Here is a 26266-nt window from a genome sequence, read left to right as displayed (position 1 = left end):
GTCAAGCAGAGTTGCGTTCGATTCCAGGTCATCCGGGCGGGTGGTGTGGATCAGGAAGCCGCGGCGAGCTTCCGTACCCGGTCCGCGTCACAGGTGCGGGGGCAGGTCACACAGGTGTCCTCGGGGCGCAGGGTGTAGAAGAGGCAGCAGCTCGCCCGGTCCCGGGTCGGCAGCGACCGCCCGTCGGGCCCGGTCAGCTCGCGGAAGCCCGCCGTGCCGACGTACGGCTTCGTCGTGCCCGGGAGCAGCAGCTCCAGCTCGGCCATAGCGCGGCGCTCCTCGCCCATCAGGTGCGCCACGTACCAGAGGCCCTCGACGATCTCGTCCGTCGCCATCCCCCACAGGGCCCGCTTCCCGCGCCGCATGCGCGGACCGAAGCCCTCCAGGACCGGACCGAGGTGCTCGGTCAGTGAGGCCAGTACCTCGGCCCGCAGGGCCGCCTCGTCCGGGACGACCCGGGCCCCGGGCAGGGTGGCCGCGGGGTCGTCCGGCAGGCAGGCGAACTCCCCGACCCGCACGGTCAGGTGTCCCAGGGCCCGCTGGAAGGAGACGTCCTCGACCGGGATCCGCGGCACCCGGCGCTGCAGGAACCACGGGACGGTCACCAGCAGGCAGGCCGGCCAGGCGTACCGGTGCAGACCGAAGCTCGCCACCACGTCGGGTCGGGCCTGCCGGCCGTAGTCGCGCAGCACCTGGGCGTTGTCCCAGGCCAGGAAGGTGTCCACGGCGGGGCCGCCGGCAGCCAGCTCCGCCGCGCCGACCCACCCCGCGCCGGACGGGGCGACGGCGTCGCCGTCGAGCACATCGGCCCGCAGGCCGGGGAACACCTCGGTCAGGCGGCTGTACGCGGCGGCCACGGGGGATGTCGCGGCAGCGGTGAACGGCGGGGAGAGGGTCATGCAGGGGACCACCGAATCGGGATCGTTTGCAGGTAAGGCTTACCTTACCCGACGTCATCGATGTGTGAACTGCAGCCTCGGTCTTCTATCGTGCACAGGAGGTCCGGCGCACGCGAGCCGGCCCGCGGCGGATGGAGGAGGGCCGGGTGGAGCAGGACAGCGCGCATGAGGGCGCACGTCCGGCGTACGCCCCCGGAGCGATTCCCCCCGACCCGGCGAGCGTCCGCGTGCCGGAGGACGGGGCCCCTCAGGACCGTGTGCCGGAGCAGGCCCGGGTGCGGCCGGACCGGGAGGGGCGGACCCCGGACCAGCCGGGCGGGGGAGGGCGGGCCCGGGGCCCGGAAGGCGAGGACGCGCCGGCCCGGGGCGAGCACACCCACGGTGAGCAGCCCGCGCCGCGTGCCGTCCGGCGCCACTCCGTCCGCGGCCAGATCTTGGACGCCCTGCGCGCCGCCCTCGTCGACGGGGACCTGGTGCCCGGCCAGGTCTACTCCGCCCCCGCGCTCGGCGCCCGCTTCGGGGTGTCCGCCACGCCCGTGCGCGAGGCCATGCAGCGGCTGGCGGTCGAGGGCGCCGTCGAGGTCGTGCCGAACCGGGGCTTCCGGGTCACCGAACGCGGCCCCCGCGAGCTGGCCGAGCTGGCCGAGGTCCGGGCCCTGATCGAGGTCCCGGTGATGCTGCGCCTGGCCCGTACGGTCCCGGCGCACCGCTGGAGCGCCCTGCGGCCGCTGGCGGAGGCCACGGTCACGGCGGCCGCCGTGGGGGACCGGGCCGCCTACGCCGAAGCGGACCGGGCCTTCCACCGGGCGGTCCTCGCCCTGTCGGGCAACGAGCAGCTCGTGGCCGTCGCCGACGAACTGCACCGGCGCGCCCAGTGGCCCCTGGTCGCGGGGTCCGCCACTCGCCGGGCCGACCTCCTGGCCGACGCCGCCGAGCACACCGCCCTGCTCGACGCCCTGATCGCCCAGGACCTCACCGTCGTCCAGGCCCTGGTCCGCGAACACTTCGCCGGCGCCGACCGCTGACCGGCCGGGCCCGCGACCCCCGGCCGGGCGGGTCTCGCCGCCGCGCCTGCCGCCCCGTACGGGCCCGTGCCCCCGGCCGCCGGCCTGGGCTGGACGGTGGGCCACGACCGCCGGGCGAGCCGGGCTCGCAGCCTTGTCCGCCGACCTTGGCTGGACCGGCGGGCCACGACCGCCGGACGGCCGGCCTCGCAGCGTCGGCCGCCGCCCCGGTCGGGGCTCACCGCCTCGCCCGCCGCCCCGGTCGGGGCTCACCGCCTCGCCCGCCGCCCCGTACGGACCCGCGGCCTCGGCAACCGACCCGTACGGGACCCGCCGTCTCGATCACGACCGGTGGCGGGACCCGCGGCCCCGCCACCGGTCAGCCGCCGTCCTCGCTCAGCCCGCCTCCGCGGTGCGCTGGGCCGGGGGGCCCAGGTGCGGGGCCAGCCAGGTGGGCACCCCGCCCAGCAGCCGGAACAGCCGGCCCGCCTCGGCCCGCAGCCGGGCCGCCTCCGGTTCCTCCTCCGCCTCCGCCAGCGAGATCAGCGCCGGGGCCGTACCGACCAGGAATCCCAGCTCCTCCCGGATCCGCAGCGACTCCGCGAAGCCGTGCCGGGCCTCGGCCAGCTCCCCCTCGCGGAGCGCGAGCGCGGCCAGATGCCGCCAGGTGGACGACAGCAGCAGCTCGTCGCCCAGGGTCTGGGCACCGGCGTGCGCCCGGCGGAACGCGGCGCGCGCGGACTGCGGCGACTCCGCGATGTTCTGGGCGATCAGCCCGCGCCGGTAGTCCAGCAGCGGCCGGGCGGGTGACGCCGGGGCCAGCAGGGCCGCCGACCGGCTGAGCGCCACGCTCGCCTCGTCGGCCCGGTCCCGTACCGCCAGGAGGGTGGAGGCGTACGCCAGATGGCCCCGCTCGGAGGCGGCGGAGCCCCGTTCGTCGTCGCTGCGGGCGATGGCCTCCGCCGTGCGCAGGGCGTCCTCGGCCTCGGTCCAGCCCTGCCCGGTGTAGAGGCACCGCTCGGTCAGCAGCGCGGTGCGCTGGAGAGCCGCGCCCGGATCGGTGCCCGCGTCGTGCTCCAGCAGTGCGGCGGCGTCCGTCCAGCAGGCGCGTGACCGCAACCGCCATACCGCGGTCTGGAGCGGCGGATCGTCATCTGCTGTCGTTCCGGAACCAGACATGGCGGTATGCGCCACATTGCCCTCCCCGAGCGCGCCATTGTGCTGTTGAGTGCTTGAGTGATGCCGCATCTCAGCATGGATCGGCACTCCGGGCCAAGAGGTCCGGACAATGTCAGGTGAAAGATTTCACAATCGCTCGAAGGGTGACGGGGCCCCGGCCGGCCCCGCGCGTGGCCGGAGGGTCAGCTCATGCGCAGGGCGAGGAAGAAGTCGAGCTTGTCCTCCAGCCGCGAAAGGTCACGCCCCGTCAACTGCTCGATGCGGCCGACGCGGTAGCGCAGGGTGTTGACGTGCAGGTGCAGCCGGGCCGCGCAGCGGGTCCAGGATCCGTCGCAGTCCAGGAAGGCCTCCAGCGTCTCGACCAGCTCCGCCCGGTGGCGCCGGTCGTAGTCGCGCAGCGGGTCCAGCAGCCGGGCGGTGAAGGCGCGCCGGACGTCGTCGGGGACGAACGGCAGCAGCAGCACGTGCGAGGCCAGTTCGTGGTGACCGGCGGCGCAGACCCGCCCCGGACGGGCCGCGGCCACCCGGCGGGCGTGCCGGGCCTCCTCCAGCGCACCGCGCAGCCCTTCGGCGGAATGCACCGCCGCGCTGACACCCAGTGTCAGCCGGCCGTCGTCGGCGAGCCCCGCCGAGAGCGGTTCGCGTACGGAGGCGAGCAGCGCGTCGGCGTGGAGCCCGGGTTCCCCGGCCAGGGCGTCGGCGTCCTCGCCGTCCGGGCGGGACGCGGCGCCCTCCTCGTCAGCGCCGGGCTCCGGGGACGCCGTGATCAGCGCGGGCAGCGGCACCAGGGCGATGGCCTCCTCGCCCGTGTGGGCCACGGCGATCCGGTCGGCGGAGTCGGGGCCGCTGACCGCCGGGTCGACGAGGATCTCCTCCAGCAGCGCCTGGGCCACCGGACCGCTCGGGATCTCGCCCGCGGTCGCCTGGCCCGCGGTGCTCCAGTCGACCCGGGCCACCACGACCTGCCACTGCGGGGCCGCGCCGAGGCCGGGCAGCAGGACCGGTGCGGCGACCCGCAGCCGGGCCGCGATCTCGGCGGGGGCGGCGCCCGCCTGGACCAGCTCCAGCACCTCCTGGGCGAGCCTGCGGCGCACCGTACGGGCCGCGTCGCGGCGGTCGCGTTCGACCGCGATCAGCTGGGTGACGCCCTGGAGCAGGTCGAGCCGGGCGGCGGGCCAGTCCGATGCGTCGGCCTCGACCGCCAGCAGCCAGTCGGAGAGCACCGACTCCCGCACGTCACGCGCGGCGGGCACTGCTCCCCGGCCGGTGTTGCGGATCGGGAAGAGCGAATACGTCGTACCGGCGACCGCCGCCCGGTGCGGGCCCCGGCGGCCGGTCCGGGTCGCGGCCAGGTGGTGTCCGGCCAGCGTCGCGCCCAGCGGGCCGGGCAGCGGGGCGCCCGCCCCGGCGATCTGGCGGCCGGTGGGGGACAGGACCCAGGCCCGCAGGTCCAGGTCGGAGGTGAGGAGGTCCAGGACCACCTCGGGGCCGCCGCCGGTCGGGCCCGAGGTCATCAGCCGCCGGTGCCGGTCCACCACGGCCGCCAGGTCGCCCGCCCGTTCGCCGGAGACCTGGCGTACGACATGTTCGGTGATCGTTGCGAACGCAACGGTCTCGTGCACGGCGAAGAGGGGCAGGCGGTGGTGCAGGCACGCCTCGACGAGATCGGCCGGGATGTCCCCGAGCTCCGCCTCGCCGGCCGCGAGACCGGCGACCCCGGCGCCCGCAAGGATCCGGACGAACGGCTCGGAGTCCGCCGCGTCCCGGTGCCAGGCGAGCCCCGTGAGCACCAGCTCGCCGCCGGAGAGGTAGCGGCTGGGGTCACGCAGGTCGGTCGTCATGACGCCCCGGACCGTGCGGTCCAGCTCGTCCTCGCCGCCGAGCAGCCGCAGGCCCAGCGCATCGGTCTCCAGCAGTGCGCGCAGCCGCATCTCGTCGCCGCCGATCTTTCGTAGAGGGAACGGGTGAAGTTCACCGGGGGAACAGGTGGGGGGAAGTGGGTGAAGGGGGTCGTGGGGGTGGGGGAGCGGTGGGGTCGCCGGGGTATCTGTGAATTGCGGTGAGGTTACCGATCCCCGTCATTCGTTCGAATCTACAAGACGGGGGCGGAGACCAGCCAACTCCTTCAGTGTTTCGGTGACTGCACCGGCCGGGTCCGGGCTTGTGTACTGGGCCACACACCACGTGAACACCACATGAACGAGCCAGTCGAGGCAGGCCGTCCCCGGCCCCGGCGAACGACCGATTGAGAAGAAGAGAGCCACTCATGGACTTCCTTCGCCCCGCCAGCTGGGAGGAGGCGCTCGCCGCCAAGGCCGAGCACCCCACGGCTGTGCCCATCGCGGGCGGCACCGATGTGATGGTCGAGATCAACTTCGACCACCGGCGGCCCGAGTACCTCCTGGACCTGAACCGCATCGGTGAGCTGTCCGAGTGGGAGGTGGGCCAGGACAAGGTGCGGCTCGGCGCCTCCGTGCCGTACAGCAGCATCATGGACCACCTGCGGGCCGAGCTGCCCGGCCTGGCGCTCGCCTCGCACACCGTCGCCTCCCCGCAGATCCGCAACCGCGGCGGCGTCGGCGGCAACCTCGGCACCGCCTCACCGGCCGGTGACGCGCACCCGGCCCTGCTCGCCGCCGACTGCGAGGTCGAGGCCGAATCCGTACGCGGCACGCGGCTGATTCCTATCGACGCTTTCTACACAGGGGTCAAGCGCAACGCCCTGGAGCCGGACGAGCTGATCCGCGCCGTGCACATCAAGAAGGCCGGCGGACCGCAGCAGTACTCCAAGGTCGGCACCCGCAACGCCATGGTCATCGCCGTCTGCGCGTTCGGTATCGCCCTGCACCCCGAGACCCGCACCGTGCGCACCGGCATCGGCTCCGCCGCCCCGACGCCCATCCGGGCCAAGGAGGCCGAGGACTTCCTGAACGCCGCGCTCGAAGAGGGCGGGTTCTGGGAGAACGGAAAGATCATCACCCCCTCGATCGCCCAGCAGTTCGCCGCTCTCGCGTCCGGCGCCTGCAACCCGATCGACGACGTGCGCGGCACGGCGAAGTACCGCAGGCACGCGGTCGGCATCATGGCCCGCCGCACGCTCGGCTGGACCTGGGAGCAGTACCGCGGCGCGGGCCGCACGCTGGAAGGAGCTGCGTAACCATGCGAGTCAATTTCACGGTCAACGGCCGGCAGCAGGAAGCCGACGACGTCTGGGAGGGCGAGTCCCTCCTGTACGTCCTGCGTGAGCGCATGGGCCTGCCCGGCTCCAAGAACGCCTGCGAGCAGGGCGAGTGCGGCTCCTGCACCGTCCGGCTGGACGGCGTCCCGGTCTGCGCGTGCCTGGTGGCCGCCGGACAGGTCGAGGGCCGCGAGGTCGTCACCGTCGAGGGTCTGGCCGACTACGCCCGGCACCGCGAGGACGCCCACCCGGGTGGTGGCTGCGCCTCCGGCGCCTGCGGCACCACCCTGGACGCCGCCAAGCGCTGGCAGGCCCGGCCCACCGACGGCCAGACCGGCGAGGCCGTCGAACTGGCCCCGATCCAGCAGGCGTTCATCGACGCCGGAGCCGTCCAGTGCGGCTTCTGCACCCCCGGCCTGCTGGTCGCCGCCGACGAGCTGCTGGAGAACACCCCCTCCCCGTCCGACCAGGACATCCGCGAGGCGCTCTCCGGCAACCTCTGCCGCTGCACCGGTTACGAGAAGATCCTCGACGCGGTCCGCCTCGCGGCCGCCCGCCAGGGAGAGGCGGCCCAGTCATGACGACGCGCCCCGAAGCCACCACGCGCCCCGCGGCCACGATGCCGACGGCGCAGAACGTACCGTCCGGCACCCCGACCAAGATCACCCAGGGGTCGCCCACCAAGGGCGGCATCGGCGAGTCCACGCTCCGTCCCGACGGCACCCTCAAGGTCACCGGCGAGTTCGCGTACTCCTCCGACATGTGGCACGAGGACATGCTGTGGGGCCAGACCCTGCGCTCCACCGTCGCCCACGCGGAGATCGTCTCCATCGACACCTCCGAGGCGCTGGCCACCTCCGGCGTCTACGCGGTGATGACGTACGACGACCTGCCCGCCGAGATGAAGAACTACGGCCTGGAGATCCAGGACACCCCGGTTCTCGCCAACGGCAAGGTCCGCCACCACGGCGAGCCGGTCGCCATCGTCGCCGCCGACCACCCCGAGACCGCCCGCCGCGCCGCCGCCAAGATCAAGATCGAGTACCGCGAGCTGCCGCTCATCACGGATGAGGCGTCCGCGACCGCCCCCGACGCCGTGCTCGTCCACGAGGGCCGGGACGACCACCACATCGGGCACGTCCCGCACCCCAACATCGTCCACCGCCAGCCGATCATCCGCGGCGACGCCGACGAGGCCGCCAAGCGCGCCGACGTCGTCGTCACGGGCGAGTACACCTTCGGCATGCAGGACCAGGCCTTCCTCGGCCCCGAGTCCGGGCTCGCCGTGCCCTCCGAGGACGGCGGCGTCGAACTGTACGTCGCCACCCAGTGGCTGCACTCGGACCTCGGCCAGATCGCCCCCGTCCTCGGCCTGCCCGAGGACAAGGTCCGGATGACGCTCTCCGGCGTCGGCGGGGCCTTCGGCGGCCGCGAGGACATCTCGATGCAGATCCACGCCTGCCTGCTGGCGCTCCGCACCGGCAAGCCCGTCAAGATCGTCTACAACCGGTTCGAGTCCTTCTTCGGACACGTCCACCGGCACCCGGCGAAGCTCCACTACGAGCACGGCGCCACCAAGGACGGCAAGATCACGCACATGAAGTGCCGGATCGTCCTGGACGGCGGGGCCTACGCCTCCGCCTCCCCGGCCGTCGTCGGCAACGCCTCCTCGCTCTCGGTCGGCCCATACAAGATCGAGGACGTCGACATCGAGGCGATCGCCCTCTACACCAACAACCCGCCCTGCGGCGCGATGCGCGGCTTCGGCGCGGTCCAGGCGTGCTTCGCCTACGAAGCGCAGATGGACAAGCTCGCGGCGAAGCTCGGCATGGACCCCGTGGAGTTCCGGCAGCTCAACGCCATGGAGCAGGGCACCCTGCTGCCCACCGGACAGGCCTGCGACTCGCCGGCCCCGGTCGCCGAGCTGCTGCGCCGCGTCAAGGCCCGCCCGCTGCCGCCCGAGCAGGAATGGCTCACGGCGGGCAGCGACGGCACCTCCGTCGACGTGCGCGCCCTGCCCGGCGGGCTCTCCAACACGACCCACGGCGAAGGCGTCGTCCGGGGCATCGGCTACGCGGTCGGCCTGAAGAACGTCGGCTTCTCCGAGGGCTTCGACGACTACTCCACCGCCCGGGTGCGGATGGAGGTCATCAACGGCGAACCGGTCGCCACCGTGCACACCGCGATGGCCGAGGTCGGCCAGGGCGGCGTCACCGTGCACGCCCAGATCGCCCGTACCGAACTCGGCGTCAACCAGGTCACCATCCACCCCGCCGACACCCGCGTCGGCTCCGCCGGTTCCACCTCGGCCTCCCGCCAGACGTACGTCACCGGCGGCGCGGTCAAGAACTCCTGCGAAGCCGTCCGGGAGAAGGTCCTGGAGCTGGGCCGCACCAGGTTCGGCACCTACCACCCGGCCTGGGCCACCGCCGAACTCCTCCTGGAGGGCGGCAAGGTCGTCACCGACGGCGGCGAGGTCCTCGCGGACCTGGCCGACGTGCTGGAGGACGAGGTCATCGACATCGAGCTGGAGTGGCGCCACCGGCCCACCGAGGCGTTCGACCTGCGTACCGGACAGGGCAACGGCCACGTCCAGTACTCCTTCGCCGCCCACCGCGCCGTCGTCGAGGTCGACACCGAACTCGGCCTGGTCAAGGTCATCGAACTGGCCTGCGCCCAGGACGTCGGCAAGGCGCTCAACCCGCTCTCCGTCCTCGGTCAGATCCAGGGCGGTACCCTCCAGGGCATGGGCGTCGCGGTGATGGAGGAGATCATCGTCGACCCGCAGACCGCGAAGGTGCGCAACCCCTCCTTCACGGACTACCTGCTCCCCACGATCCTCGACACGCCGACGATCCCGGTCGACGTGCTCGAACTCGCCGACGAGCACGCCCCCTACGGGCTGCGCGGCATCGGCGAGGCCCCCACCCTGTCGTCCACCCCGGCCGTCCTCGCGGCGATCCGGAACGCGACGGGCCTTGAGCTCAACAGGACACCGGTGCGGCCCGAACACCTCACCAGCACCTGAGAGCCTGCCGGGTGACCTCCCACCGGTCACGTCACCCGGCAGACTCCGAGCGGTCCCCCCAACTCTCCGGGCGGTGCGCAGCGCCGAGAACGTCACACTTTTCCGCACCCCGCACCGCCCGGAGGCCCCGAGTACCGCACCGCTCGCGGTTCTTCACCGCCGTGCCCGAGAGCACGGCAACGCCTCACGGATCATCCGTGCCGCCGGCACATCCGTTCTGCCTCAACAGTTCGTCCCGGCCGTCCCCGGGTCGTGCAGCCGACGCAGTCATCCCAAATCCCGCATTCAGGAATCTCCAAGCGGGTGCCCCTGTGAACCTTGGGAGTCAGGCATCATGACCCAGCAGTCAGTGGAACCGAGAACCAGTCCGGAAAGCGCGGGCCCCGGCTCGCGCGTCCCCGCCGGAAGATCATGGCTCGACCGGTACTTCCACATATCCGAACGAGGATCCACGGTCGCGCGCGAGGTGCGCGGCGGCGTCACGACCTTCATGGCCATGGCGTACATCCTCCTGCTCAACCCGCTGATCCTGGGCGGGGAGGACGTCGACGGCAACCTTCTCGGCCAGAGCGGCCTGATCACCGCCACCGCCCTCGCGGCCGCCGCGACGACCCTGCTCATGGGCTTCGTCGGCAAGGTGCCCCTGGCGCTCGCCGCCGGGCTCAGCGTCTCCGGTGTGCTCGCCTCGCAGGTCGCGCCCAACATGACCTGGCCGCAGGCCATGGGCATGTGTGTGATCTACGGTGTGGTGATCTGCCTCCTGGTGGTCACCGGCCTCCGCGAGATGATCATGAACGCGATCCCGCTCGCGCTCAAGCACGGCATCACCATGGGCATCGGGCTCTTCATCGCCCTCATCGGCCTCTACAAGGCCGGATTCGTCCACCAGGGCGTGGCCACCCCCGTCTCCCTCGGCCCCGCCGGTGAACTCGCCGGCTGGCCCGTCCTGATCTTCTGCGTGACCCTTCTGCTCATCTTCATGCTCCAGGCGCGCAACATCCCCGGCGCGATCCTGATCGGTATCGTCGTCGGCACGCTGGTCGCGATCACCGTCAACGCGATCGTCGACATCGACCCCAAGGCATGGAGCAGCGGCCCGCCGGCGCTGGAGGGCAGCGCGGTCTCCGCCCCCGACTTCTCGCTCTTCGGGAACGTCGAGTTCGGCGGCTGGGGCGACGTCGGCGTGATGACCGTCGGCATGATCGTCTTCACCCTGGTGCTGGCCGGCTTCTTCGACGCGATGGCCACCATCATCGGCGTCGGCACCGAGGCCAAGCTCGCCGACGACAAGGGCCGCATGCCGGGCCTGTCCAAGGCGCTGTTCATCGACGGCGCCGGCGGGGTCATCGGCGGTGTCGCCTCCGGCTCCGGTCAGACGGTCTTCGTCGAATCGGCCACCGGCGTCGGCGAAGGGGCCCGCACCGGTCTCGCCTCCGCCGTCACCGGCCTCTTCTTCGCCGCCTGCCTCTTCTTCACCCCGCTCACCGCGATCGTGCCGACCGAGGTGGCCTCCGCCGCCCTCGTCGTCATCGGCGCGATGATGATGCAGAACGCCCGGCACGTGGACTGGGGCGACCGCTCGGTCGCCATCCCGGTCTTCCTGACCGTGGTGCTGATGCCCTTCACGTACACCATCACCACCGGTGTCGCCGCGGGTGTCATCTCGTACTCCGCCATCAAGCTCGCCCAGGGCCGGGCCCGCGAGGTCGGGGCCTTCATGTGGGGGCTGACGGTGATCTTCATCGTCTTCTTCGCCCTCAACCCGATCGAGAGCTGGCTGGGCGTCCACTGACGCCCGGGCCCCCTTCACCCCGAGGAGAGAACGCCATGCTGGACATCGCCGAAGAGCTGCACCGGTGGGTCTCGCAGGGACGCGAGTTCGCCGTCGCCACCGTGGTGGCGGTCGGCGGCAGCGCGCCCCGGCAGCCCGGCGCCGCCCTCGCCGTCGACCGCGACGGCACGGCCGTCGGGTCCGTCTCCGGCGGCTGTGTGGAGGGGGCCGTCTACGAACTGTGCCGACAGGCCATGGAGGACGGCCGCCCCGTCCGTGAGCGCTTCGGCTACAGCGACGAGGACGCCTTCGCGGTCGGCCTGACCTGCGGTGGCGTCATCGACATCCTGGTGACCCCGGTCCGGGCGGACGACCCCGCCCGGCCGGTGTTCGCCGCCGCGCTCGCGGCCGCCGCGGAGGGGACGGCGGCCGCGCTCGCCCGGGTCACGGACGGGCCCGGGGAACTGCTCGGCCTGCCGCTCCTGGTCCGCCCCGACGGGAGTTACGAGGGCGGGCTCGGCGGCCACCCGGCGCTCGACCGGACCGCCGCCGCCGAGGCGCGGGCCCTGCTGGACGCGGGCCGCACCGGACCGCTCGCCATCGGCGCGGAGGGCTCGCGCTGCGGCCGGCCCGTCGAGCTGCTGGTCGAGTCCAGCGTGCCGCCGCCCCGCATGATCGTGTTCGGCGCCATCGACTTCGCCTCCGCCCTGGTGCGGGCCGGGAAGTTCCTCGGCTACCGGGTCACCGTCTGCGACGCCCGGCCGGTCTTCGCCACCGCGGCCCGCTTTCCCGAGGCCGACGAGATCGTCGTCGACTGGCCCCACCGCTACCTCGCCGGGACCGCCACCGACGCCCGGACCGTGCTCTGCGTCCTCACCCACGACGCCAAGTTCGACGTACCGCTGCTGGAGGCGGCCCTGCGTCTCCCCGTCGCCTACGTCGGCGCCATGGGCTCGCGCCGCACCCACCTGGAGCGCAACGAGCGCCTCCGCGACGTCGGCCTCACCGACCGCGAACTGGCCCGGCTGCACTCGCCGATCGGCCTCGACCTCGGCGCCCGTACGCCGGAGGAGACGGCCCTGTCCATCGCGGCCGAGATCGTCGCGGTCCGGCGCGGCGGCAGCGGCGTACCGCTCACCGGGGCCCACACCCCCATCCACCACGACAGCAGCGGGCAGCCGCTCGCCTCGGTGGCCTGAAACGCCCGTCAACACCCCGTCCGTCCCGGGCGGGTTACCGCCACGGCGGCCCCGCTCATGGCCCACGGGGAGGGCCCCGGGGGCTCGTCGCCGGCCAGGAGATCACCCGGCCCTTCGGCCTGAGGCGATCTCCGGGCGTTCGCCATGGAGCGACCCGCTGATCCGGTCCCGCACTCCCTCCCCGGGGGTGCGGGACCAGATGCGTCGAGCACCCGCCTGCGGGGCGAGCACGGAGGGGGATCGGCGTCTATCGTGACCGTTCGCCCGGACGGCATCGGGGGAGCACGTGAATGGCCGGCCCGGCCGGTGCGGTTGGATGGGGCCCATGAGCGTTCACGACGTGGCCCGTCGGCTGCCCGGCATATCCGCCCTCGCCGATCTCTGCCGTTCCCTGGCGATGCTCGACGCGATCCTGTGTCCGGAGTGGGACCACCGCTGGCACGGCTTCGACGCGCAGTGGTCCCCGACCGAGGCGATGGCCTCGATGCGGGACGGGGCGGGCGGGGAGTACGCGATCGTCTTCTCCGCCGAAGGGGTCTACGCCCGCGGTTTCGACCACGAGTCCCCGATGAGCCCGTACGTGGACGACGCGCCCTGGCCCGGGGTGCTCGACGACGTGCCCGAGGTGTTCCGGCGGTACGTGGACGAGCCGTCGTTCTGCGACGAGTTCGGGATGCCCGTCGTCACCGCCTGCCTCTGGCGCGAGAGCGGTGACGAGCGCTGGCGTGCGGGGGAGGTGGAGTTCCCGGAGGACGGGGAGGACTCCGACGGGGCGGACTGGCTCTTCCAGCTCCTCGTGACGGGGACGCCCGAGTCGTACCAGGAGTGGGCCGAGGACTACTTCGAGGTGGACGTCGACCTCGAAGCCGTACGCCATGTCTACGCGCTGCGACCGCTGACGGACGAGATCGTCGCCGCGCTCCAGCCGGAGCGGGTCACCGCCGAACTGGCCAAGGACATCGAGGAGATCGGATATCCGGTCGGCGGGTGATGCGGGTGGTGCGGGTGAGCGGGTGAGCGGGTGAGCCCGTCGGGGCCCGGCGCGTCGGCTCGCGTGCGGGCGCGGGCGGGCGTCTCCCAGCCGCCCCCGGCGGTGTGCTGACCCGGGCGGGCCCCTCCTGCTCGGGGAGGGTCCCGCCCGGGTCCGTGCTCATCTGCCGTTCTGCAGGGCCGTCCAGGTGGCCGGGCCGACCTGGCCGTCGACGCCCAGCTTCCGGGTCGTCTGGTAGCTGCGGACCGCCGCGTCCGTGGCCGGGCCGAAGCTGCCGTCCGCGTCCACGGTCTTGCCGAGCGCCGCGGTCAGGGCGCGCTGGAGCCGCTTCACCGCATCGCCCGAACTGCCCTGCTTCAGCAGCGGGGTCGTGCCGGCCGAGAGCAGGGCCGTCCAGGTCTTCGGGCCGACCGTCCCGTCCGCGTCGAGGGAGCGGGCCCGCTGGAACGCCTCCACGGCGCTCTTCGTGGCGGGGCCGAACAGGCCGTCCACCGTGCCCGGGTTGTACTCCTGCTGGGTGAGCAGCGTCTGGACGGCGGTCACCTGCGGGCCCGAGGAGCCCGACTGCTGGGTGGTGTAGAGGGGGAACGTCAGACCGTCGCCGCCGTTGCCCGGGTCACCGCCGATCAGCTCCATGTAGTAGTCCCAGTCCCAGTGGGGGCCGGGGTCGGTGTGGTCGTTGCCGGGCACCTCGCTGTGGCCGACGATGTGCGCCCGGTCCTTCGGGATGCCGAACTTCGCACTGAGGTGGGAGGTCAGCGCGGCCGAGGAGCGGTACATCGCGTCGGTGAACCAGGCCGGTTCGTCGACCCACCCCTCGTGCTCGATCCCGACGGACGAGGCGTTGGCGCTGCGCGCGTGCCACGCCGTGTCCTTGTCCCGGACGGTCTGGGTGACCTCTCCGTCCGACGACCGGATCACGTAGTGGGCGCTGACCTGCGACGCCGGGTTCTGGAACCAGCTGATGGAACCCGCGTACGAGCCCTGGGTGACGTGCACGACCACCTTGTCGACGGTCGCGGTGCGGCCGGCGGCGAAGTTCCCGGAGTGGGCGGGCACCCAGCGCGCCGAGGGGTAGTCCGCGCTCTGCGCGTAGACGTCGGCCTCCGGCACCGCGTCCTTGTCCGGGGCGACCGGCCGGGACGGCACGAGGACCTCCTCGCCGCCGGCCACCGTCGCGGAGACGCCCTCGGCGAGGAAGGTGAAGACCGCGTCCGCGTAGAGCGCGGCCGCCGGCCCGTCGGCGGCGCTGTAGCGGGCCACCGCCGGGTACCAGGCGTTCACGTCCCGGCGCTCGGCGGCGTCCAGGCCCAGCGCGTCGGCGTGGTCGCGCAGCACGGCGGCTCCGCCGAGGATGTTGGCCGCGGTGTCCCGGCGCAGCCGGGCCGCGCTCTCGCCGGTCAGCGCGGCGGCCTTCTCCAGGGAACGGTTGGCGGGGTTGCTCGCCAGATGCATCACGCCGTAGCCGTTCGCCTGGCTCGGCCTGCCCGCGTGTCCGTTCAGCCGGGACTCGCCGTATCCCACGGCGGCCAGCAGATCGCGCGGTACGCCGTACTCCCGGGACGCCTCGGCGAAGGCCCGGTTCACCGGGTCGGGGCGGTCCGCCCGCGCGGTGGCGTCCACCGGCTGCCCGGTGGCGAGAAGGGCCGCGGCGGTGAGGGCCGCCACGGCACAGGCGCGGGCCCGGGTTCGGGCGGCGGTGCGTGGGCGCATCGGGGCTCCTGCTCTGTGGGAGGAAGAAAAAAGCCCCCGGGCCCGGATGGGCCAGAGGGGTGCCGAACCCGGCCAGGCTATCGATGTGAGGGGAGCATGACAAAGAGGTCCGTCGTTGATTCTGCTGGCAACATCCTGCAGAAGCAGGGGAGTTGAGCCTGGCGCTGGGCCTGTCGGGTGATATCGAGCGTCACCCGCCAGGGGTGCCGCTGTCGGTTGACGCGGGCTCGGGGGTGACGGTGGTTCCGCACGGATCAGCGCGCGGAACCACCGGAGCCCGGCAGCCGCTACCAGCGGTCGCGGTGGATGACGTCCGCCACCGGACGCCGTCGGACGGGCCCGAAGTTGCCCGCGGGCCACCCCACCGGAACGGCGGCGAACGTCGCCATGTCCTCCGGGATGCCCAGCTCCTTCTTCCACTCCTGCTCCAGCATCAGATGCCAGATGGTGATGTTCGCCGCCAGCCCCAGCCCCCGGGCCGCCAGCAGCAGGTTCTGCACCCCCGGATAGACGCAGGAGCCCTCCGCCAGCGCCTGGAAACGGGTCTGCGTGTTCATCATGTGCTCGGTGCCCTGCGGGCCGAGCGCCCGCGCCGACGCGGCGAGACCCTCCTCGTCCAGGCGCGGCTCCGGGAACCGGTAGCACGGCACGATCAGCACCGGAGTGTCGGCGAAGTGGTCGCGCTGGTACTCGATCGCCGCGACCATCCGGCCGTACGCCGCCTCGTCCATGCCTGCGGGCGCGTACTTGCCGGTCGTCGCCAGATACGCGTCGACGCACCGCTTCCACAGCGGGGCGAGCCGCGCCATCACCTGGCGGTCCGTCACCACCACGTACTCGTAGCACTGCATGTTGCCGCCGCTGGGTCCCCAGACGGCCGCCTGTATGAGCTGCTCGACCAGCTCCTCGGGAACCGGGTCCGGCTTGAGCCGGCGCATGGCGCGCATCGTGGACATGGTGGCGAAGAGCGCGGGGCCGCCGGGGGCGGACGGGTCGGCCTGCATCGTTTCGGTCGTCATGATCGCGGAGTTTACGGTTTCGGCCGGCGCGCCATAAGGGCTTCCGGCGGCCGGACCCCGCGATCGCCGCGTCCGCCGTCCCGGCCCCCGGCCACCGTCTCAGGTCCGCGTCAGCCGGACCACCGGGATGTCCCGCTCGGTGCCCGCCTGATACTCCCCGTAGCGGGGGAACAGCTCCACCAGGCCCGGCCAGACCCGTGCCTTCTCCGCGGCCGGCAGCGTGGCCGCGACCGCCGCGAACCGCTCGGTCTCCACCCGCAGTCGGACCTCCGGGTTCGCCTGGAGGTTCAGATACCACATCGGCGGCCGGTCCGATCCGCCGTTGGACGCCACGATCAGATAGTCCTCACCGTCCCGGCCGTACATCAGGACCGTGCGCCGCACCGTCCCGCTGCGCCGGCCGACGTAGTCCATCAGCAGGCAGGGGACACCGAGCTGGGTGGTGCCCTCCGTGCCGCCGGACGACTCGTACAGCTCGGCCTGCCGGGCCACCCACGCGGCGGGGCTCGGCGCGGCCTCCGGCCCGTCGTCCTGCTCGGCCGTCATGGGCTTCTCCTTCTCTCCTGGCGCCCCCTGCGGGCCGCGCCCCCATCCTGGCATCCCCGCTTCCCCGCGCGCTTGCCCTCCCTCGTCACCGCACCCCGGAATCGCACACCTGGACAGCCCTCCCACCGCACGGGGGAACGCGGGCCGGGGGCCCGCCCGCGAGGGCGTATAAAGGGTCCTTCCGGAGCAGCCGGCGTCCCCCGATGGCCCCTCCCCTCCCCCTCCCCTCACCACGCGGCCGGCGTCACCGCGTCACCGAGCCCAGGAGAGCCGCATGAGCACGTCGGAAGAGATCAGCACGCTGCTGGTGACGAAGTTCGGCACCGACCCCGAGGCCATCCGCCCCGAAGTTCCGCTGCACCGGCTACGGCTGGACTCCCTCGCCCTGGAGGAACTGCGGCTGCACATCGAGGACCGGCTGGACGTGGACCTGGAGGACGTCGCGCTCACCTCGCGCGACACCGTCGGCCGCCTCGTCGAGGCCGTGCACGGGAAGGTCACCGCATGACCGCGGCCGCCGCAGCCCCCTACCGCCGGGCCCCGCTCGCCCCGTTCGCCGCCGCCGTCACCGGCGTCGGCCTGGTCACCTCGGCCGGTACGGGTGTGGAAGCCGCCTGGCACGGCGTCACCGAGGGCCTCGCGCCGTCCGCCGCGCCCCGGCCCGAACTGGACGGCCTGCCCTGCGACTTCTTCTACTCCGTCACCGACTGCGACCCGGCGGCCGTCCTCGGGGTGGCCACCCAGCGGCTGATGGACCGCTTCGCGCAGTTCGCCGTCATCGCCGCCCGTGAGGCCGTCGCCGACGCCGGTCTCGACCCGGCCGTCTGGGACAGCGGCCGCGTCGGCGTCGTCATCGGCTCCGCCCACGGCGGACTGCCCTTCTACGACGAACAGGCCGTCGCGCTCGCCTCGCGCGGCCCCCGCCGCGTCTCCCCGAAACTCGCCCCGCTCAGCGTCGTCAACGGCGCGGCCAGCAGCGTCAGCCTGGATCTCGGCGTCCACGGACCCAGTCAGGCCGTCTCCACCGCCTGCTCCTCCGGCACCGTCGCCATCGGCACCGCCCACCAGATGCTCCGCTCCGGGGCCTGCGACGTCGTCATCACGGGCGGCGCGGAATCCACCTGCGCCCGTCTGCTGATCGCCAGCGCGTGCAGCCTCAAGGCCGTCTCCACCCGCCGTGAGGACCCCGCGGCCGCCTGCCGCCCCTTCGACACCCACCGGGACGGCTTCGTGGTCGGCGAGGGGGCGGGCCTGCTCGTCCTGGAACACCCGGACCACGCCCGTGCCCGGGGCGCCACCGTCCGCGCCCGGGTGAACGGCTACGGCGCCTCCAGCGACGCCCACTCGGCCGTCGCCCCGGACCCGGACGGCCTCGGCATCGAACGCGCCCTGCGTACCGCGCTCGCCGATGCGGGCCTCTCCCCGGCCGACGTCGGGCACGTCAACGCCCACGGCACGTCGACCCTCTCCAACGACCTGATCGAGGCGACGATGCTGCGCCGCGTCCTCGGGGAGAGCCCGCTGGTGACCTCCACCAAGGCGATGACCGGCCACACCCTCGGCGCGGCGGGCGGCATCGAGGCCGCGCTCACCGTGCTCGCCCTCCAGCACCAGCTGGTCCCGCCGACCGTCAACCTGGACGCGCCCGATCCGCAGATCCCCCTCGACGTGGTCGCCAAGGAAGCCCGCGCCGCCGCCTTCGACTGTGCCGTCAAGACCTCGCTCGGCTTCGGCGGACACAACGCGGCACTCGTCCTCACCAGGCCCTGAGCGGAAGGAAACGCAGCAGCACATGCCCGAGGAGATCATCCGGACCCTGTCGGCCGGCCCAGTGCGCTACGGCTACCGCGTCCTGCCGTACGACCGGAGCGGTGGGGCCGTCCCCCGCACGGAACCGACGCTCATTCTCGGCGGTGCGCTCCAGGGCATGTTCGGCTGGCCCCAGATGGACGACCACCTGGGCCCCGCCACCGACGTGGTCACCGCCGACCTGCCCGGTATGGGCGGCGCCGACCCGCTTCCGCCGGGACCCAGCGCCGATCTGCTGCGCCGCGCCGTCCTCGGCATCGCCGACGACCTCGGCGCCCCCCGGCTGAACATCTTCGGCTTCTCCTACGGCACCGCCATCGCCTTCGGCTTCGCCCAGCGGCATCCGGACCGGGTGGCCCGGCTCGCCCTCGGCGGGGTGCCGGTCCACATCGACGCCGAACAGGCCGCCTGCTGGGAGCAGGCCCGGCGGCAACTGGCGGCCGGGGACCGTGACCAGTTCGCCGCGACGGCGGCCGACGCGCTGATGTGCCTGGACCCCGAACGCCCGGTGCACCGACGGGAGCTGGCCCGGCGCTATGTCCGGCGCTCCTTCCTCCACGCGCTCACCCACTCGCCCCACGCGGCGGACTCGCTCCACCGGGCGCTGGCCGACCGGCCCGACTTCACCGGCGGGCTCGCCGGTGTGCCGGCGCTGGTCTTCGCCGGGGAGCACGACACGGTGACCTCGCCCGCGCGGCAGCGGGAGTTCGCCGCGACGATCGAGGGCAGCCGGTTCCTGACGATCGGGGAGTCCGACCACTGGGTGGTCCTGGAGCGGGCCGAGGAGGTGGCCTCGCTCGTCACCGGGTTCTTCACCGGGCGGGAGCCGGCGGCCGGTGCGCCGGCCGGGGCCGTCGCACCGGCCGCGAGCGGTGCGGCCGTGCTGCCGCGGCAGCACAGGGCCCCGGCCGGGCGCACCTGAAGGAGCGCCCGCCGGGGCGGTGCCGCACGCCCTACCGGGCCTTACGGCCGCTGACCTTGATCCGCACCACCTGCGGGTCGTGGTCGCTCGCCTGATCGGCGAACTCGGCGTTGATGTGCACCACGTCGTAGTCGAGGCGCCGGATCGCCGGGCTGGTCAGGATGTGGTCCAGGGTCTGGGAGTTGCCGTCGTAGACGTAGCTGTACCGCTCGGACGCGGGCAGCGTCGTGATGAGCGGCTTCAGCACCCGGCCCTCGGTCAGCGCCGTGAACGTCGGGGAGAACTCGAAGTCGTTGAAGTCCCCGAGCGCCACCACCCGCGCCGACTTGTCCGCCTTCAGCAGCGAGGTGACGAACGTGTTGACCTCGGCGGCCTGCTGGACCCGCTTCGTCTCCGAGGAGCGCGTCGGCTCCTGGAAGCGGCCGTGCAGGGGCTGGTCGCCGCCCTTGGAGCCGAAGTGGGTGCCGATGACGAAGACCGACCTGCCCCGGAAGACGAACTCGCCCACCAGCGGCTTGCGGCTGGACTCCCACGCCGGGCTCGCCGGGTTGATCCGGCCGGGTGACGCCGAGAGCTTCACGCCCTTCCAGGTCTTCACCGCCTCCACCGGAGTGGTGGCGTCGCCGCCCGGCCGGTCCACGAAGGAGACCCGGTCGGGGTTGTAGAGGAAGACGTTGCGGATGTTGCCGCCGGGCTCGCCGCCGTCCTGGTTGTTCTCCGGGGCGACGTAGCGCCAGGCGTAGCGCGGGCCGCCCTGGGCGACGATCGCGTCCGTGAACCGCTTCAGCGTCGCCTCGGAGCCCACGGTGCCGTCGTTCACGGGCCCGTTGTCGTCCTGGATCTCCTCCAGCGAGACGATGTCGGGGGACGAGAGGTTCTTCGCGACGCCCTCGGCCAGCGTGTCGAACTTGGCCTGGTCGTCGGCCGCGTCCAGGTTCTCGACGTTGTACGTGGCGACCGCCAGCTCGCCCTTGCGCTGCTGGCGCGTCACCTCGCGGCGCAGCTTCTTGTCGACGTGCGTGCCCAGCTCGGTGGCCTGGAGGTTGTAGCCGCCGTAGGAGGCGTAGTCGAGCACCCCGGTGGTGCGGCCCTTCAGCACGTCTCCCACGTTCGCCGCGGGGACGGGCTGCGCCGGGTCCAGGGACATCACCTTGAGGCGTCCGGTGTTCTGGTCCTCGTACGAGGCGTAGAGCGTGCCGCCGCGCCGGGTCGGGTTCTCCTTCGGCTTGACCGTCACCCAGATCTCGTCGTACTTCGTCGTCGCCCCGGTCACCCGGGTGTCGGCGATCTGGACCCGGAGGCCCTCCAGCGACTCGTACAGGTCCAGGGCGTACCGCTTCGGCTCCAGCGGCAGCGGGTCGATCGAGCCGCCGTCGGCCGTGGGGACGTAACGGCCGGGCACCGAGCGGGCGTCGAGGACGACCGGTGCCGGCAGCGCGTTGCCGGAGGAGAGGACGGTGACGCGGGGGCCGGTGATCTGGGTGATCGACTGGGTGGCGCTGCCCGGGTAGTACTCGGCCACCTTCCCGCTCACCAGGACCATGTCACCCGCCTTCACGGCCGGCGCGGTGGAGCCGGTGTAGACGAACAGGCCCTCGCTGGTGCGCGGGTCGCCGTCCGGCGCGGTCTCCTGGATCCAGAAGCCGCGCGAGCCCGAGGTCCTGACGCCGGTGACGACGCCCGGGACGCCGGTGACGGCCGCGCCGGCCAGCGGGGAGACACGGGTGGTGCCCTGAATGTCGTGGATCCGGACGTCGCCGGGCTCGGTCGGGCCGGGCTCCTCGGGCGGCTGCCCGCCGCCGGACGTCTCGCCCTTGGAGTTGACCGGGGTGGGAGCGCCCGCGGCGAGGTCGGCCGCGTTGTCGTCGGTGTCGGCGAGCGAGGCGGCCCGCGCGACCGAAGCGGTGGCCGAGGCGCCGGGGACCGGGCCGCTGCCCTCCCGGACGACCGCGGAGCCGTAGCCGACCAGGTCGACGATCCGGGTGTCCGCGGCGCAGTCCGCCGCCGTCTTGCAGGTGAGCGGGCTCGTCCCGGAGACCAGGGCGACGGTTCCGCTGCCCGCCCCCATGGCGACGGTGCCGGTGGCGTCCGGAGCGGGCAGCGCGACCGTTCCGCCGGCGCCCGTGGCCTGCGCGACCAGATAGCGGCCGCCGGGCGCGATCGCCCCGGACAGCGGGGAGACCTGCCAGAGCGATCCGGCCGACGGGCTGCCCGGCAGGTACTGGACGCTGAGGCCGTCGACCTCGAAGGACGCGGAGCCGGCGTTGGCCAGCTCGACGAAGTCACGGGTCAGGGTCGCGCCGGAGTTGCCCCCGCCGCCGTACACCTCGGAGATGACGGCGGTGGCCGACGGCGCCGCCTGGGCGGCGGGCAGGGCGGTCACCGCGAGAGCGGCGGCGACGGCGCCGGTCAGCAGGACGGAACCGGATCTGGATATCTGCACGGGAGGAGCCCCCAACTGAACTGAGTGGTAGGGGCAAAAGCTATGCGCGTAGAACGGGGCATGACAAGGCTTCGGGGGTTAATTCCGTGCGTATCCGCAGTGACCGTCGCGGCAACGCGCCCGGTGCGGTCCCGGAAGGGGGCCGCACCGGGCGCGTCACGACGGTCTCCCGCCGTCCGGGCGGCGGCGCTCGGACGGGCCCCGCGTCACGCGCGGATGCGGTCGCGGATCCAGACCCCGGCCTCCTTGAGGACTCCGGTGCCGGTCCAGGTGCCGCCGGCGCAGGTGCCGGTCTTGAAGACGGCCCCGGAGCGGTGGTCGTCGGAGTAGTTCCAGTTGGTCCAGGAGATCTTCTTGCGCTTCATCAGGTCGAGGTAGCGCTGTGACATGGCGAAGTCGTTCGCGCCCTCGCCCGCGTAGTTCTGCGTCCCGAACTCCGTGACGAACACCGGCAGCCGGTCGGACGCCCGGTCGAGCGTCCTCAGGTACTCCTCGCGGTGCGAGGCCGCGTAGAAGTGGAAGGTGTACATGATGTTCGTGGCGTTGACGGGGTTGTTGACGACCTCCGACTCGTCGGAACCCTCGGACACGCCGAAGGAGGACCAGGCGCGGGTGCCGACCAGTACGACCGCGTCGGGATCCTGGGCCCGGATCACCGGGATGATCCGCTCGGCGTACGACTTGATGGCGGGCCAGCTCACCCCCGAGGGCTCGTTGGCGATCTCGTAGAGCACCCCCGGGTGGTTCTTGTACTTCTTGGCCATCGCCGTGAAGAAGGTCTTCGCCCGGTCCAGGTTCGCGTTCGGGTCGCCCGGGGTCAGCATGTGCCAGTCGATCACCGCGTACATGCCGCGTGCGTGTGCCGCGTCGACGAACTTCTGCGCGCGGGCGGTGAATCCGGCCGGGTCCGTCTCGTAGCCGCCCTCCTGTACGTACGTGGAGACGCGCAGCACGTCGGAGCGCCAGTCCCGGGCGAGCGCGTCGAGCGAGCCGTCGGTGACGCACTGCGCGTACCACTGGGTGCCGTGCGTGCTCATGCCGTTGAGCGCGACCGCCCGGCCGGAGGCGTTGCAGAGCCGGCGTCCGCAGACGGAGAGCTGCCCGTTGGCGGCGAGCGGGGTGGCGGCGGTGGGAGCGGCGCCGGCGGTGGAGGCGGGCGCGGGTGCGGCTCCGGCGCGCAGCGGGGTCAGCAGCGCGGTGACGACACCGAGCGCGGACGCGGCGAGCAGGGCCTTGCGGGCCGTTCGGCCGCGGCGGGGCGTGGCGGTGGGGCCGGTAGGGCCGGTGGGGGGAGTGGTGCGCTGGTGCATGGTGGTGCTCCCTTCGGAGGGGGGTGGGAGGCGCCATGTCGGCAGAACTGAAAGTAAAGCTTCCTTCCAATTGGCGTCAACGGTGATGGGAAACTTTCCTTCCTGTTAACGCGCCTGGCGGAAGGGCCCGTTGGGGCCCTTCCGCCAGGTGTCCGCTCCGGATGTGCCGGTCTGCCGCTCAGCCCTCCGGCAGCGGATACACCGCCAGCGAGAAGGAGTGCCCCGCGGGATCCCCGTACACCCGCACGTCCCGGGGGCCGTTGTTGCTGTCACCGGTGTCGACGGGCCGCGCCCCCAGGGATATCGCCTCCCGCTCGGCCTCGTCGATGTCCTCCCGTGCCACCAGGATCCGCAGATGCGCCTGCTGCGAGTCCTCCGGGCGCGGCCAGCTCGGCGGGGCGTAGCCGTGGTCGCGGCGGACCGCCAGCCGGACGCCGTCCGTGCCGACGATCTCGATGAAGTCGGGGTCGGTGCTGATCCGGGTCTCCGCGCCGAGCAGAGAGGCGTAGAACTCGGCCAGCTCGACGGGCTCGGCACAGTCAAGGACGAGGACGCTCGTTTTCTCCACAGTCATGCCGCAACGGCTACCCCCGGCGGGCGCGGGCACGCCGGGCCGGACCCGTCCCGGATCCGGAAGCCGGGCCACCGGTGCGGCCGCGTCCCGGATGAGGAAACACCTCACGCGACCTAAGGTGCGAACCATGGCACGGAGCGCGGCGCAGCCCGGACCGACCGGGGGCGACGCCACCCCGGACGGCCCCGACCCCCGGCGTTGGCAGGCACTCGCCGTCTGCCTGGTCGCGGGCTTCATGACCCTGCTGGACGTCTCCATCGTCAACGTCGCCCTCCCCTCCATCCGGGAGGGCCTGAACACCCCCGAGTCCGACCTCCAATGGGTCCTCTCCGGCTACGCCCTCGCCTTCGGCCTCTTCCTCATCCCGGCCGGACGCCTCGGCGACGCGCGGGGCCGCCGGGCGGTCTTCATGGCCGGACTCGCCCTGTTCACCCTGGCCTCCGCCGCCTGCGGAGCCGCCCAGTCCAGCCTCTGGCTGGTGATCGCCCGTCTGGTGCAGGGCGTCGCGGGCGGCCTGATCTCCCCGCAGATCTCCGCCCTGATCCAGCAGTTGTTCTCCGGGCGCGAGCGCGGCCGGGCCTTCGGCATGTTCGGCACCGTCGTCGGCATCTCCACGGCCGTTGGCCCGCTCCTGGGCGGACTGCTCATCCAGGCCGCCGGACCGGACCACGGCTGGCGCTGGGTCTTCTACGTCAACCTCCCGATCGGCGCCGTCTGCCTCCTGCTCGCCCACCGTCTGCTGCCCGACACCCCCTCCGCGACCCGGGTCCGGCCCCGTGACCTGGACCCGTTCGGCGTGCTGCTCCTGGGCGCCGGGGTGCTGGCCCTGCTGCTGCCGTTCGTCCAGGCCCAGCAGTGGCCCGGCACCACCAAGTGGCTGCTGCTCGTCCTGGCCGCGGCCCTGCTCACCGCGTTCGTCGCCTGGGAATCGCGGTGCACGGGCGGACGCGTCCAGCCGGTCCTGGACCTGTCGCTGTTCCGGCTGCGCTCCTACTGGCTGGGCTGTCTGCTGATCCTGCTCTACTTCGCCGGGTTCACCTCGATCTTCTTCGTCACGACCCTCTACCTCCAGTCAGGTCTCGGCTACTCCGCCCTCCTGTCCGGACTCGCCATCACCCCCTTCGCCCTCGGCTCCGGCGTCGCCGCGTCCATCGGCGGCCGCCTCGTCGGCCGCTTCGGCCGCCCGCTCGTGGTGGCGGGCCTGGCCATGGTCGCGCTCGGCCTCGCCGGCACCGCCGTCGCCGTCCACCTGGTCCCGGGCACCGGCGCGGGCTGGGCCATGGCGGGCCCGCTGCTGTTCGCCGGCCTCGGCAGCGGGCTGGTCATCGCCCCGAACCAGACCCTGACCCTCGCGGAGGTCCCCGTCCCCCGGGCGGGCAGCGCCGGGGGCACACTCCAGACCGGCCAGCGGGTCGGCTCCGCGGTCGGCATCGCCGCCGTCGGTGCGGTCTTCTTCGCCCAGGTCGGACCGGACGGCTGGGCCGACGCGTACGATCACGGGCTCATCGTCTCCGTCGCCTTCGTCCTGGCCGCACTGATCGTGGCCGTGGCCGATGTCGGAGCGGGCCGACGGGGCAGACGACGTGACGAGCGACCGGACACCGACGCAACGAGGAGCGCCGCATGAACGACACGACCACGGACGCCACCGGGAACGACAGCGCCGGAACCAGCGGCAACGACGCCTACGGCCACAAACCGTTCAAGCGGTCCACGAGCCACTTCCCCGACCGGATCACGGCGGACGGCCGCGACGGATGGCCCGTCGCATCCGGCCGCTACCGGCTCGTCGTCAGCCGGGCCTGCCCCTGGGCGAGCCGGGCCCTGGTCTCCCGGCGGCTCCTGGGCCTGGAGGACGCCCTCTCCCTCGCCGTCGCCGACCCCATCCAGGACGACCGCAGCTGGCGCTTCACCCTCGACCCCGGGGACAAGGACCCGGTCCTCGGCATCCACCACCTCAGCGAGGCCTACGACGCCCGGGAGCGCGACTACCCCGGCGGCGTCAGCGTCCCCGCCGTCGTCGACGTACCGAGCGGGCGGCTCGTCACCAACGACTACCAGCAGATCACCCTCGACCTCGCCACCGAATGGACCGCCCTGCACCGGCCCGGCGCCCCCGACCTCTACCCCGAACCGCTGCGCGCGGAGATCGACGACGTGGCGGAGGGCGTCTACCGGGACGTCAACAACGGCGTCTACCGGTGCGGCTTCGCCAGCTCGCAGCGGGAGTACGAGGAGGCGTACGCGGCCCTCTTCGCCCGCCTTGACCAGGTCTCCGCGCGCCTCGCCGACCGCCGTTACCTGGTCGGCGACACCATCACCGAGGCCGACATCCGCCTCTTCACCACCCTCGTCCGCTTCGACGCCGTCTACCACGGCCACTTCAAGTGCAACCGGAGCAAGCTGACCGAGGACCCGGTCCTGTGGGCGTACGTCCGCGACCTCTACCAGACCCCCGGATTCGGTGACACGGTCGACTTCGACCACATCAAGCGCCACTACTACGAGGTGCACACGGGCATCAACCCCACCGGCATCGTGCCCGTCGGTCCGGACCTCTCCGGCTGGACCACCCCGCACCACCGCGAACAGCTCGGCGGGCGGCCCTTCGGGGACGGCACACCCCCGGGCCCGGCACCGCGGGACGAGCGGGTCACCCCGGCTGCTCCCCGCTGACCGGG

At 73.0% G+C, this 26266-nt stretch carries 21 protein-coding genes; 12 read left to right on the top strand and 9 right to left on the bottom strand.

The genetic code is table 11. The features are described 5' to 3' along the window. Positions 1 to 50 precede the first annotated feature (50 nt). Positions 51 to 899 (bottom strand): (2Fe-2S)-binding protein, encoded by an 849-nt coding sequence (locus KME66_RS04835; protein ID WP_216319343.1) that lies wholly within the window; start codon positions 897 to 899, stop codon positions 51 to 53. A gap of 146 nt (positions 900 to 1045) precedes the next feature. Here KME66_RS04835 and KME66_RS04830 point away from each other — a divergent pair, with 146 nt between their 5' ends. Next, complete coding sequence (locus tag KME66_RS04830) at positions 1046 to 1924, top strand: GntR family transcriptional regulator (protein ID WP_216319340.1); 879 nt, start codon at positions 1046 to 1048, stop codon at positions 1922 to 1924. 375 nt (positions 1925 to 2299) lie between these two features. Here the strand turns inward: KME66_RS04830 and KME66_RS04825 are convergent, their stop codons facing one another. Next, entirely contained in the window at positions 2300 to 3082 is a 783-nt protein-coding gene (locus KME66_RS04825) for a hypothetical protein (protein WP_216319336.1), read from the bottom strand. Between the two features lie 182 nt (positions 3083 to 3264). Continuing rightward, positions 3265 to 5013, bottom strand: coding sequence for a PucR family transcriptional regulator ligand-binding domain-containing protein (locus KME66_RS04820; RefSeq protein WP_216319333.1), 1749 nt, complete (start codon positions 5011 to 5013; stop codon positions 3265 to 3267). 335 nt (positions 5014 to 5348) lie between these two features. Here KME66_RS04820 and KME66_RS04815 point away from each other — a divergent pair, with 335 nt between their 5' ends. From KME66_RS04815 to KME66_RS04790, 6 genes are all read left to right on the top strand, one after another. Then, the gene (locus KME66_RS04815) at positions 5349 to 6239 is read left to right on the top strand and encodes a xanthine dehydrogenase family protein subunit M (RefSeq protein ID WP_073221336.1); all 891 of its coding nucleotides are present in this window, start codon (positions 5349 to 5351) and stop codon (positions 6237 to 6239) included. A 2-nt stretch (positions 6240 to 6241) separates the two neighbouring features. Then, entirely contained in the window at positions 6242 to 6841 is a 600-nt protein-coding gene (locus KME66_RS04810; protein ID WP_216319330.1) for a (2Fe-2S)-binding protein, read from the top strand. After that, positions 6838 to 9288 (top strand): xanthine dehydrogenase family protein molybdopterin-binding subunit, encoded by a 2451-nt coding sequence (locus KME66_RS04805; protein WP_216319328.1) that lies wholly within the window; start codon positions 6838 to 6840, stop codon positions 9286 to 9288. The genes KME66_RS04810 and KME66_RS04805 overlap by 4 nt, the downstream gene beginning before the upstream one ends. Before the next feature lie 334 nt (positions 9289 to 9622). Then, complete coding sequence (locus KME66_RS04800) at positions 9623 to 11080, top strand: NCS2 family permease (protein ID WP_073221343.1); 1458 nt, start codon at positions 9623 to 9625, stop codon at positions 11078 to 11080. Positions 11081 to 11115: 35 nt separating this feature from the next. After that, the gene (locus KME66_RS04795; RefSeq protein WP_073221346.1) at positions 11116 to 12258 is read left to right on the top strand and encodes an XdhC family protein; all 1143 of its coding nucleotides are present in this window, start codon (positions 11116 to 11118) and stop codon (positions 12256 to 12258) included. A gap of 325 nt (positions 12259 to 12583) precedes the next feature. Continuing rightward, positions 12584 to 13249, top strand: coding sequence for a hypothetical protein (locus KME66_RS04790; protein WP_216319325.1), 666 nt, complete (start codon positions 12584 to 12586; stop codon positions 13247 to 13249). Between the two features lie 159 nt (positions 13250 to 13408). Here the strand turns inward: KME66_RS04790 and KME66_RS04785 are convergent, their stop codons facing one another. The 3 genes from KME66_RS04785 to KME66_RS04775 form a co-directional block, all read right to left on the bottom strand. Further along, positions 13409 to 14962, bottom strand: coding sequence for a peptidoglycan-binding protein (locus KME66_RS04785; RefSeq protein ID WP_216319322.1), 1554 nt, complete (start codon positions 14960 to 14962; stop codon positions 13409 to 13411). 287 nt (positions 14963 to 15249) lie between these two features. Further along, positions 15250 to 15981, bottom strand: a complete 732-nt coding sequence (locus KME66_RS04780) for a nitroreductase family protein (RefSeq protein ID WP_216319319.1) — start codon at positions 15979 to 15981, stop codon at positions 15250 to 15252. Positions 15982 to 16080: 99 nt separating this feature from the next. Continuing rightward, on the bottom strand, positions 16081 to 16527 hold the full coding sequence (locus KME66_RS04775; RefSeq protein WP_216319316.1) for a nitroreductase family deazaflavin-dependent oxidoreductase: 447 nt from the start codon (positions 16525 to 16527) through the stop codon (positions 16081 to 16083). 274 nt (positions 16528 to 16801) lie between these two features. Between KME66_RS04775 and KME66_RS04770 the strand changes: the two genes are divergently transcribed. The 3 genes from KME66_RS04770 to KME66_RS04760 are packed head-to-tail and all read left to right on the top strand — an operon-like array spanning position 16802 to position 19258. Further along, positions 16802 to 17035, top strand: a complete 234-nt coding sequence (locus KME66_RS04770; protein ID WP_073221358.1) for an acyl carrier protein — start codon at positions 16802 to 16804, stop codon at positions 17033 to 17035. Beyond that, complete coding sequence (locus KME66_RS04765) at positions 17032 to 18297, top strand: beta-ketoacyl synthase (RefSeq protein WP_216319313.1); 1266 nt, start codon at positions 17032 to 17034, stop codon at positions 18295 to 18297. Before KME66_RS04770 ends, KME66_RS04765 begins: the two co-directional genes overlap by 4 nt. Positions 18298 to 18319: 22 nt before the next feature. Next, the gene (locus KME66_RS04760) at positions 18320 to 19258 is read left to right on the top strand and encodes an alpha/beta fold hydrolase (RefSeq protein WP_216319310.1); all 939 of its coding nucleotides are present in this window, start codon (positions 18320 to 18322) and stop codon (positions 19256 to 19258) included. Positions 19259 to 19289: 31 nt separating this feature from the next. On the opposite strand, the gene KME66_RS04755 is transcribed toward KME66_RS04760, so the two are convergent. The 3 genes from KME66_RS04755 to KME66_RS04745 form a co-directional block, all read right to left on the bottom strand. Further along, positions 19290 to 21701, bottom strand: a complete 2412-nt coding sequence (locus KME66_RS04755) for an endonuclease/exonuclease/phosphatase family protein (RefSeq protein WP_216319307.1) — start codon at positions 21699 to 21701, stop codon at positions 19290 to 19292. A 206-nt stretch (positions 21702 to 21907) separates the two neighbouring features. Next, the gene (locus KME66_RS04750; RefSeq protein WP_216319304.1) at positions 21908 to 23011 is read right to left on the bottom strand and encodes a glycoside hydrolase family 5 protein; all 1104 of its coding nucleotides are present in this window, start codon (positions 23009 to 23011) and stop codon (positions 21908 to 21910) included. Positions 23012 to 23189: 178 nt separating this feature from the next. Beyond that, positions 23190 to 23585, bottom strand: a complete 396-nt coding sequence (locus KME66_RS04745; protein ID WP_073221374.1) for a VOC family protein — start codon at positions 23583 to 23585, stop codon at positions 23190 to 23192. A gap of 127 nt (positions 23586 to 23712) precedes the next feature. On the opposite strand from KME66_RS04745, the gene KME66_RS04740 reads away from it, so the two are divergent. Beyond that, on the top strand, positions 23713 to 25212 hold the full coding sequence (locus KME66_RS04740) for an MFS transporter (protein WP_216319301.1): 1500 nt from the start codon (positions 23713 to 23715) through the stop codon (positions 25210 to 25212). After that, on the top strand, positions 25209 to 26261 hold the full coding sequence (locus tag KME66_RS04735) for a glutathione S-transferase family protein (protein WP_216319298.1): 1053 nt from the start codon (positions 25209 to 25211) through the stop codon (positions 26259 to 26261). Before KME66_RS04740 ends, KME66_RS04735 begins: the two co-directional genes overlap by 4 nt. Positions 26262 to 26266: the final 5 nt, after the last annotated feature.

It is taken from the genome of Streptomyces sp. YPW6 (genome assembly GCF_018866325.1).
GTDB lineage: Bacteria > Actinomycetota > Actinomycetes > Streptomycetales > Streptomycetaceae > Streptomyces.
The sequence above is the reverse complement of the archived record's forward strand: the minus strand, read 5'-3'. Positions and strand labels throughout refer to the sequence as shown.

Coding starts and splice junctions, on each gene's coding strand:
- KME66_RS04835 (WP_216319343.1), bottom strand. CDS start 899: ATGACCCTCTCCCCGCCGTTCACCGCTGCCGCGACATCCCCCGTGGCC.
- KME66_RS04825 (WP_216319336.1), bottom strand. CDS start 3,082: ATGTCTGGTTCCGGAACGACAGCAGATGACGATCCGCCGCTCCAGACC.
- KME66_RS04820 (WP_216319333.1), bottom strand. CDS start 5,013: ATGCGGCTGCGCGCACTGCTGGAGACCGATGCGCTGGGCCTGCGGCTG.
- KME66_RS04815 (WP_073221336.1), top strand. CDS start 5,349: ATGGACTTCCTTCGCCCCGCCAGCTGGGAGGAGGCGCTCGCCGCCAAG.
- KME66_RS04810 (WP_216319330.1), top strand. CDS start 6,242: ATGCGAGTCAATTTCACGGTCAACGGCCGGCAGCAGGAAGCCGACGAC.
- KME66_RS04805 (WP_216319328.1), top strand. CDS start 6,838: ATGACGACGCGCCCCGAAGCCACCACGCGCCCCGCGGCCACGATGCCG.
- KME66_RS04800 (WP_073221343.1), top strand. CDS start 9,623: ATGACCCAGCAGTCAGTGGAACCGAGAACCAGTCCGGAAAGCGCGGGC.
- KME66_RS04795 (WP_073221346.1), top strand. CDS start 11,116: ATGCTGGACATCGCCGAAGAGCTGCACCGGTGGGTCTCGCAGGGACGC.
- KME66_RS04790 (WP_216319325.1), top strand. CDS start 12,584: ATGAGCGTTCACGACGTGGCCCGTCGGCTGCCCGGCATATCCGCCCTC.
- KME66_RS04785 (WP_216319322.1), bottom strand. CDS start 14,962: ATGCGCCCACGCACCGCCGCCCGAACCCGGGCCCGCGCCTGTGCCGTG.
- KME66_RS04780 (WP_216319319.1), bottom strand. CDS start 15,981: ATGACGACCGAAACGATGCAGGCCGACCCGTCCGCCCCCGGCGGCCCC.
- KME66_RS04775 (WP_216319316.1), bottom strand. CDS start 16,527: ATGACGGCCGAGCAGGACGACGGGCCGGAGGCCGCGCCGAGCCCCGCC.
- KME66_RS04770 (WP_073221358.1), top strand. CDS start 16,802: ATGAGCACGTCGGAAGAGATCAGCACGCTGCTGGTGACGAAGTTCGGC.
- KME66_RS04765 (WP_216319313.1), top strand. CDS start 17,032: ATGACCGCGGCCGCCGCAGCCCCCTACCGCCGGGCCCCGCTCGCCCCG.
- KME66_RS04760 (WP_216319310.1), top strand. CDS start 18,320: ATGCCCGAGGAGATCATCCGGACCCTGTCGGCCGGCCCAGTGCGCTAC.
- KME66_RS04750 (WP_216319304.1), bottom strand. CDS start 23,011: ATGCACCAGCGCACCACTCCCCCCACCGGCCCTACCGGCCCCACCGCC.
- KME66_RS04745 (WP_073221374.1), bottom strand. CDS start 23,585: ATGACTGTGGAGAAAACGAGCGTCCTCGTCCTTGACTGTGCCGAGCCC.
- KME66_RS04740 (WP_216319301.1), top strand. CDS start 23,713: ATGGCACGGAGCGCGGCGCAGCCCGGACCGACCGGGGGCGACGCCACC.
- KME66_RS04735 (WP_216319298.1), top strand. CDS start 25,209: ATGAACGACACGACCACGGACGCCACCGGGAACGACAGCGCCGGAACC.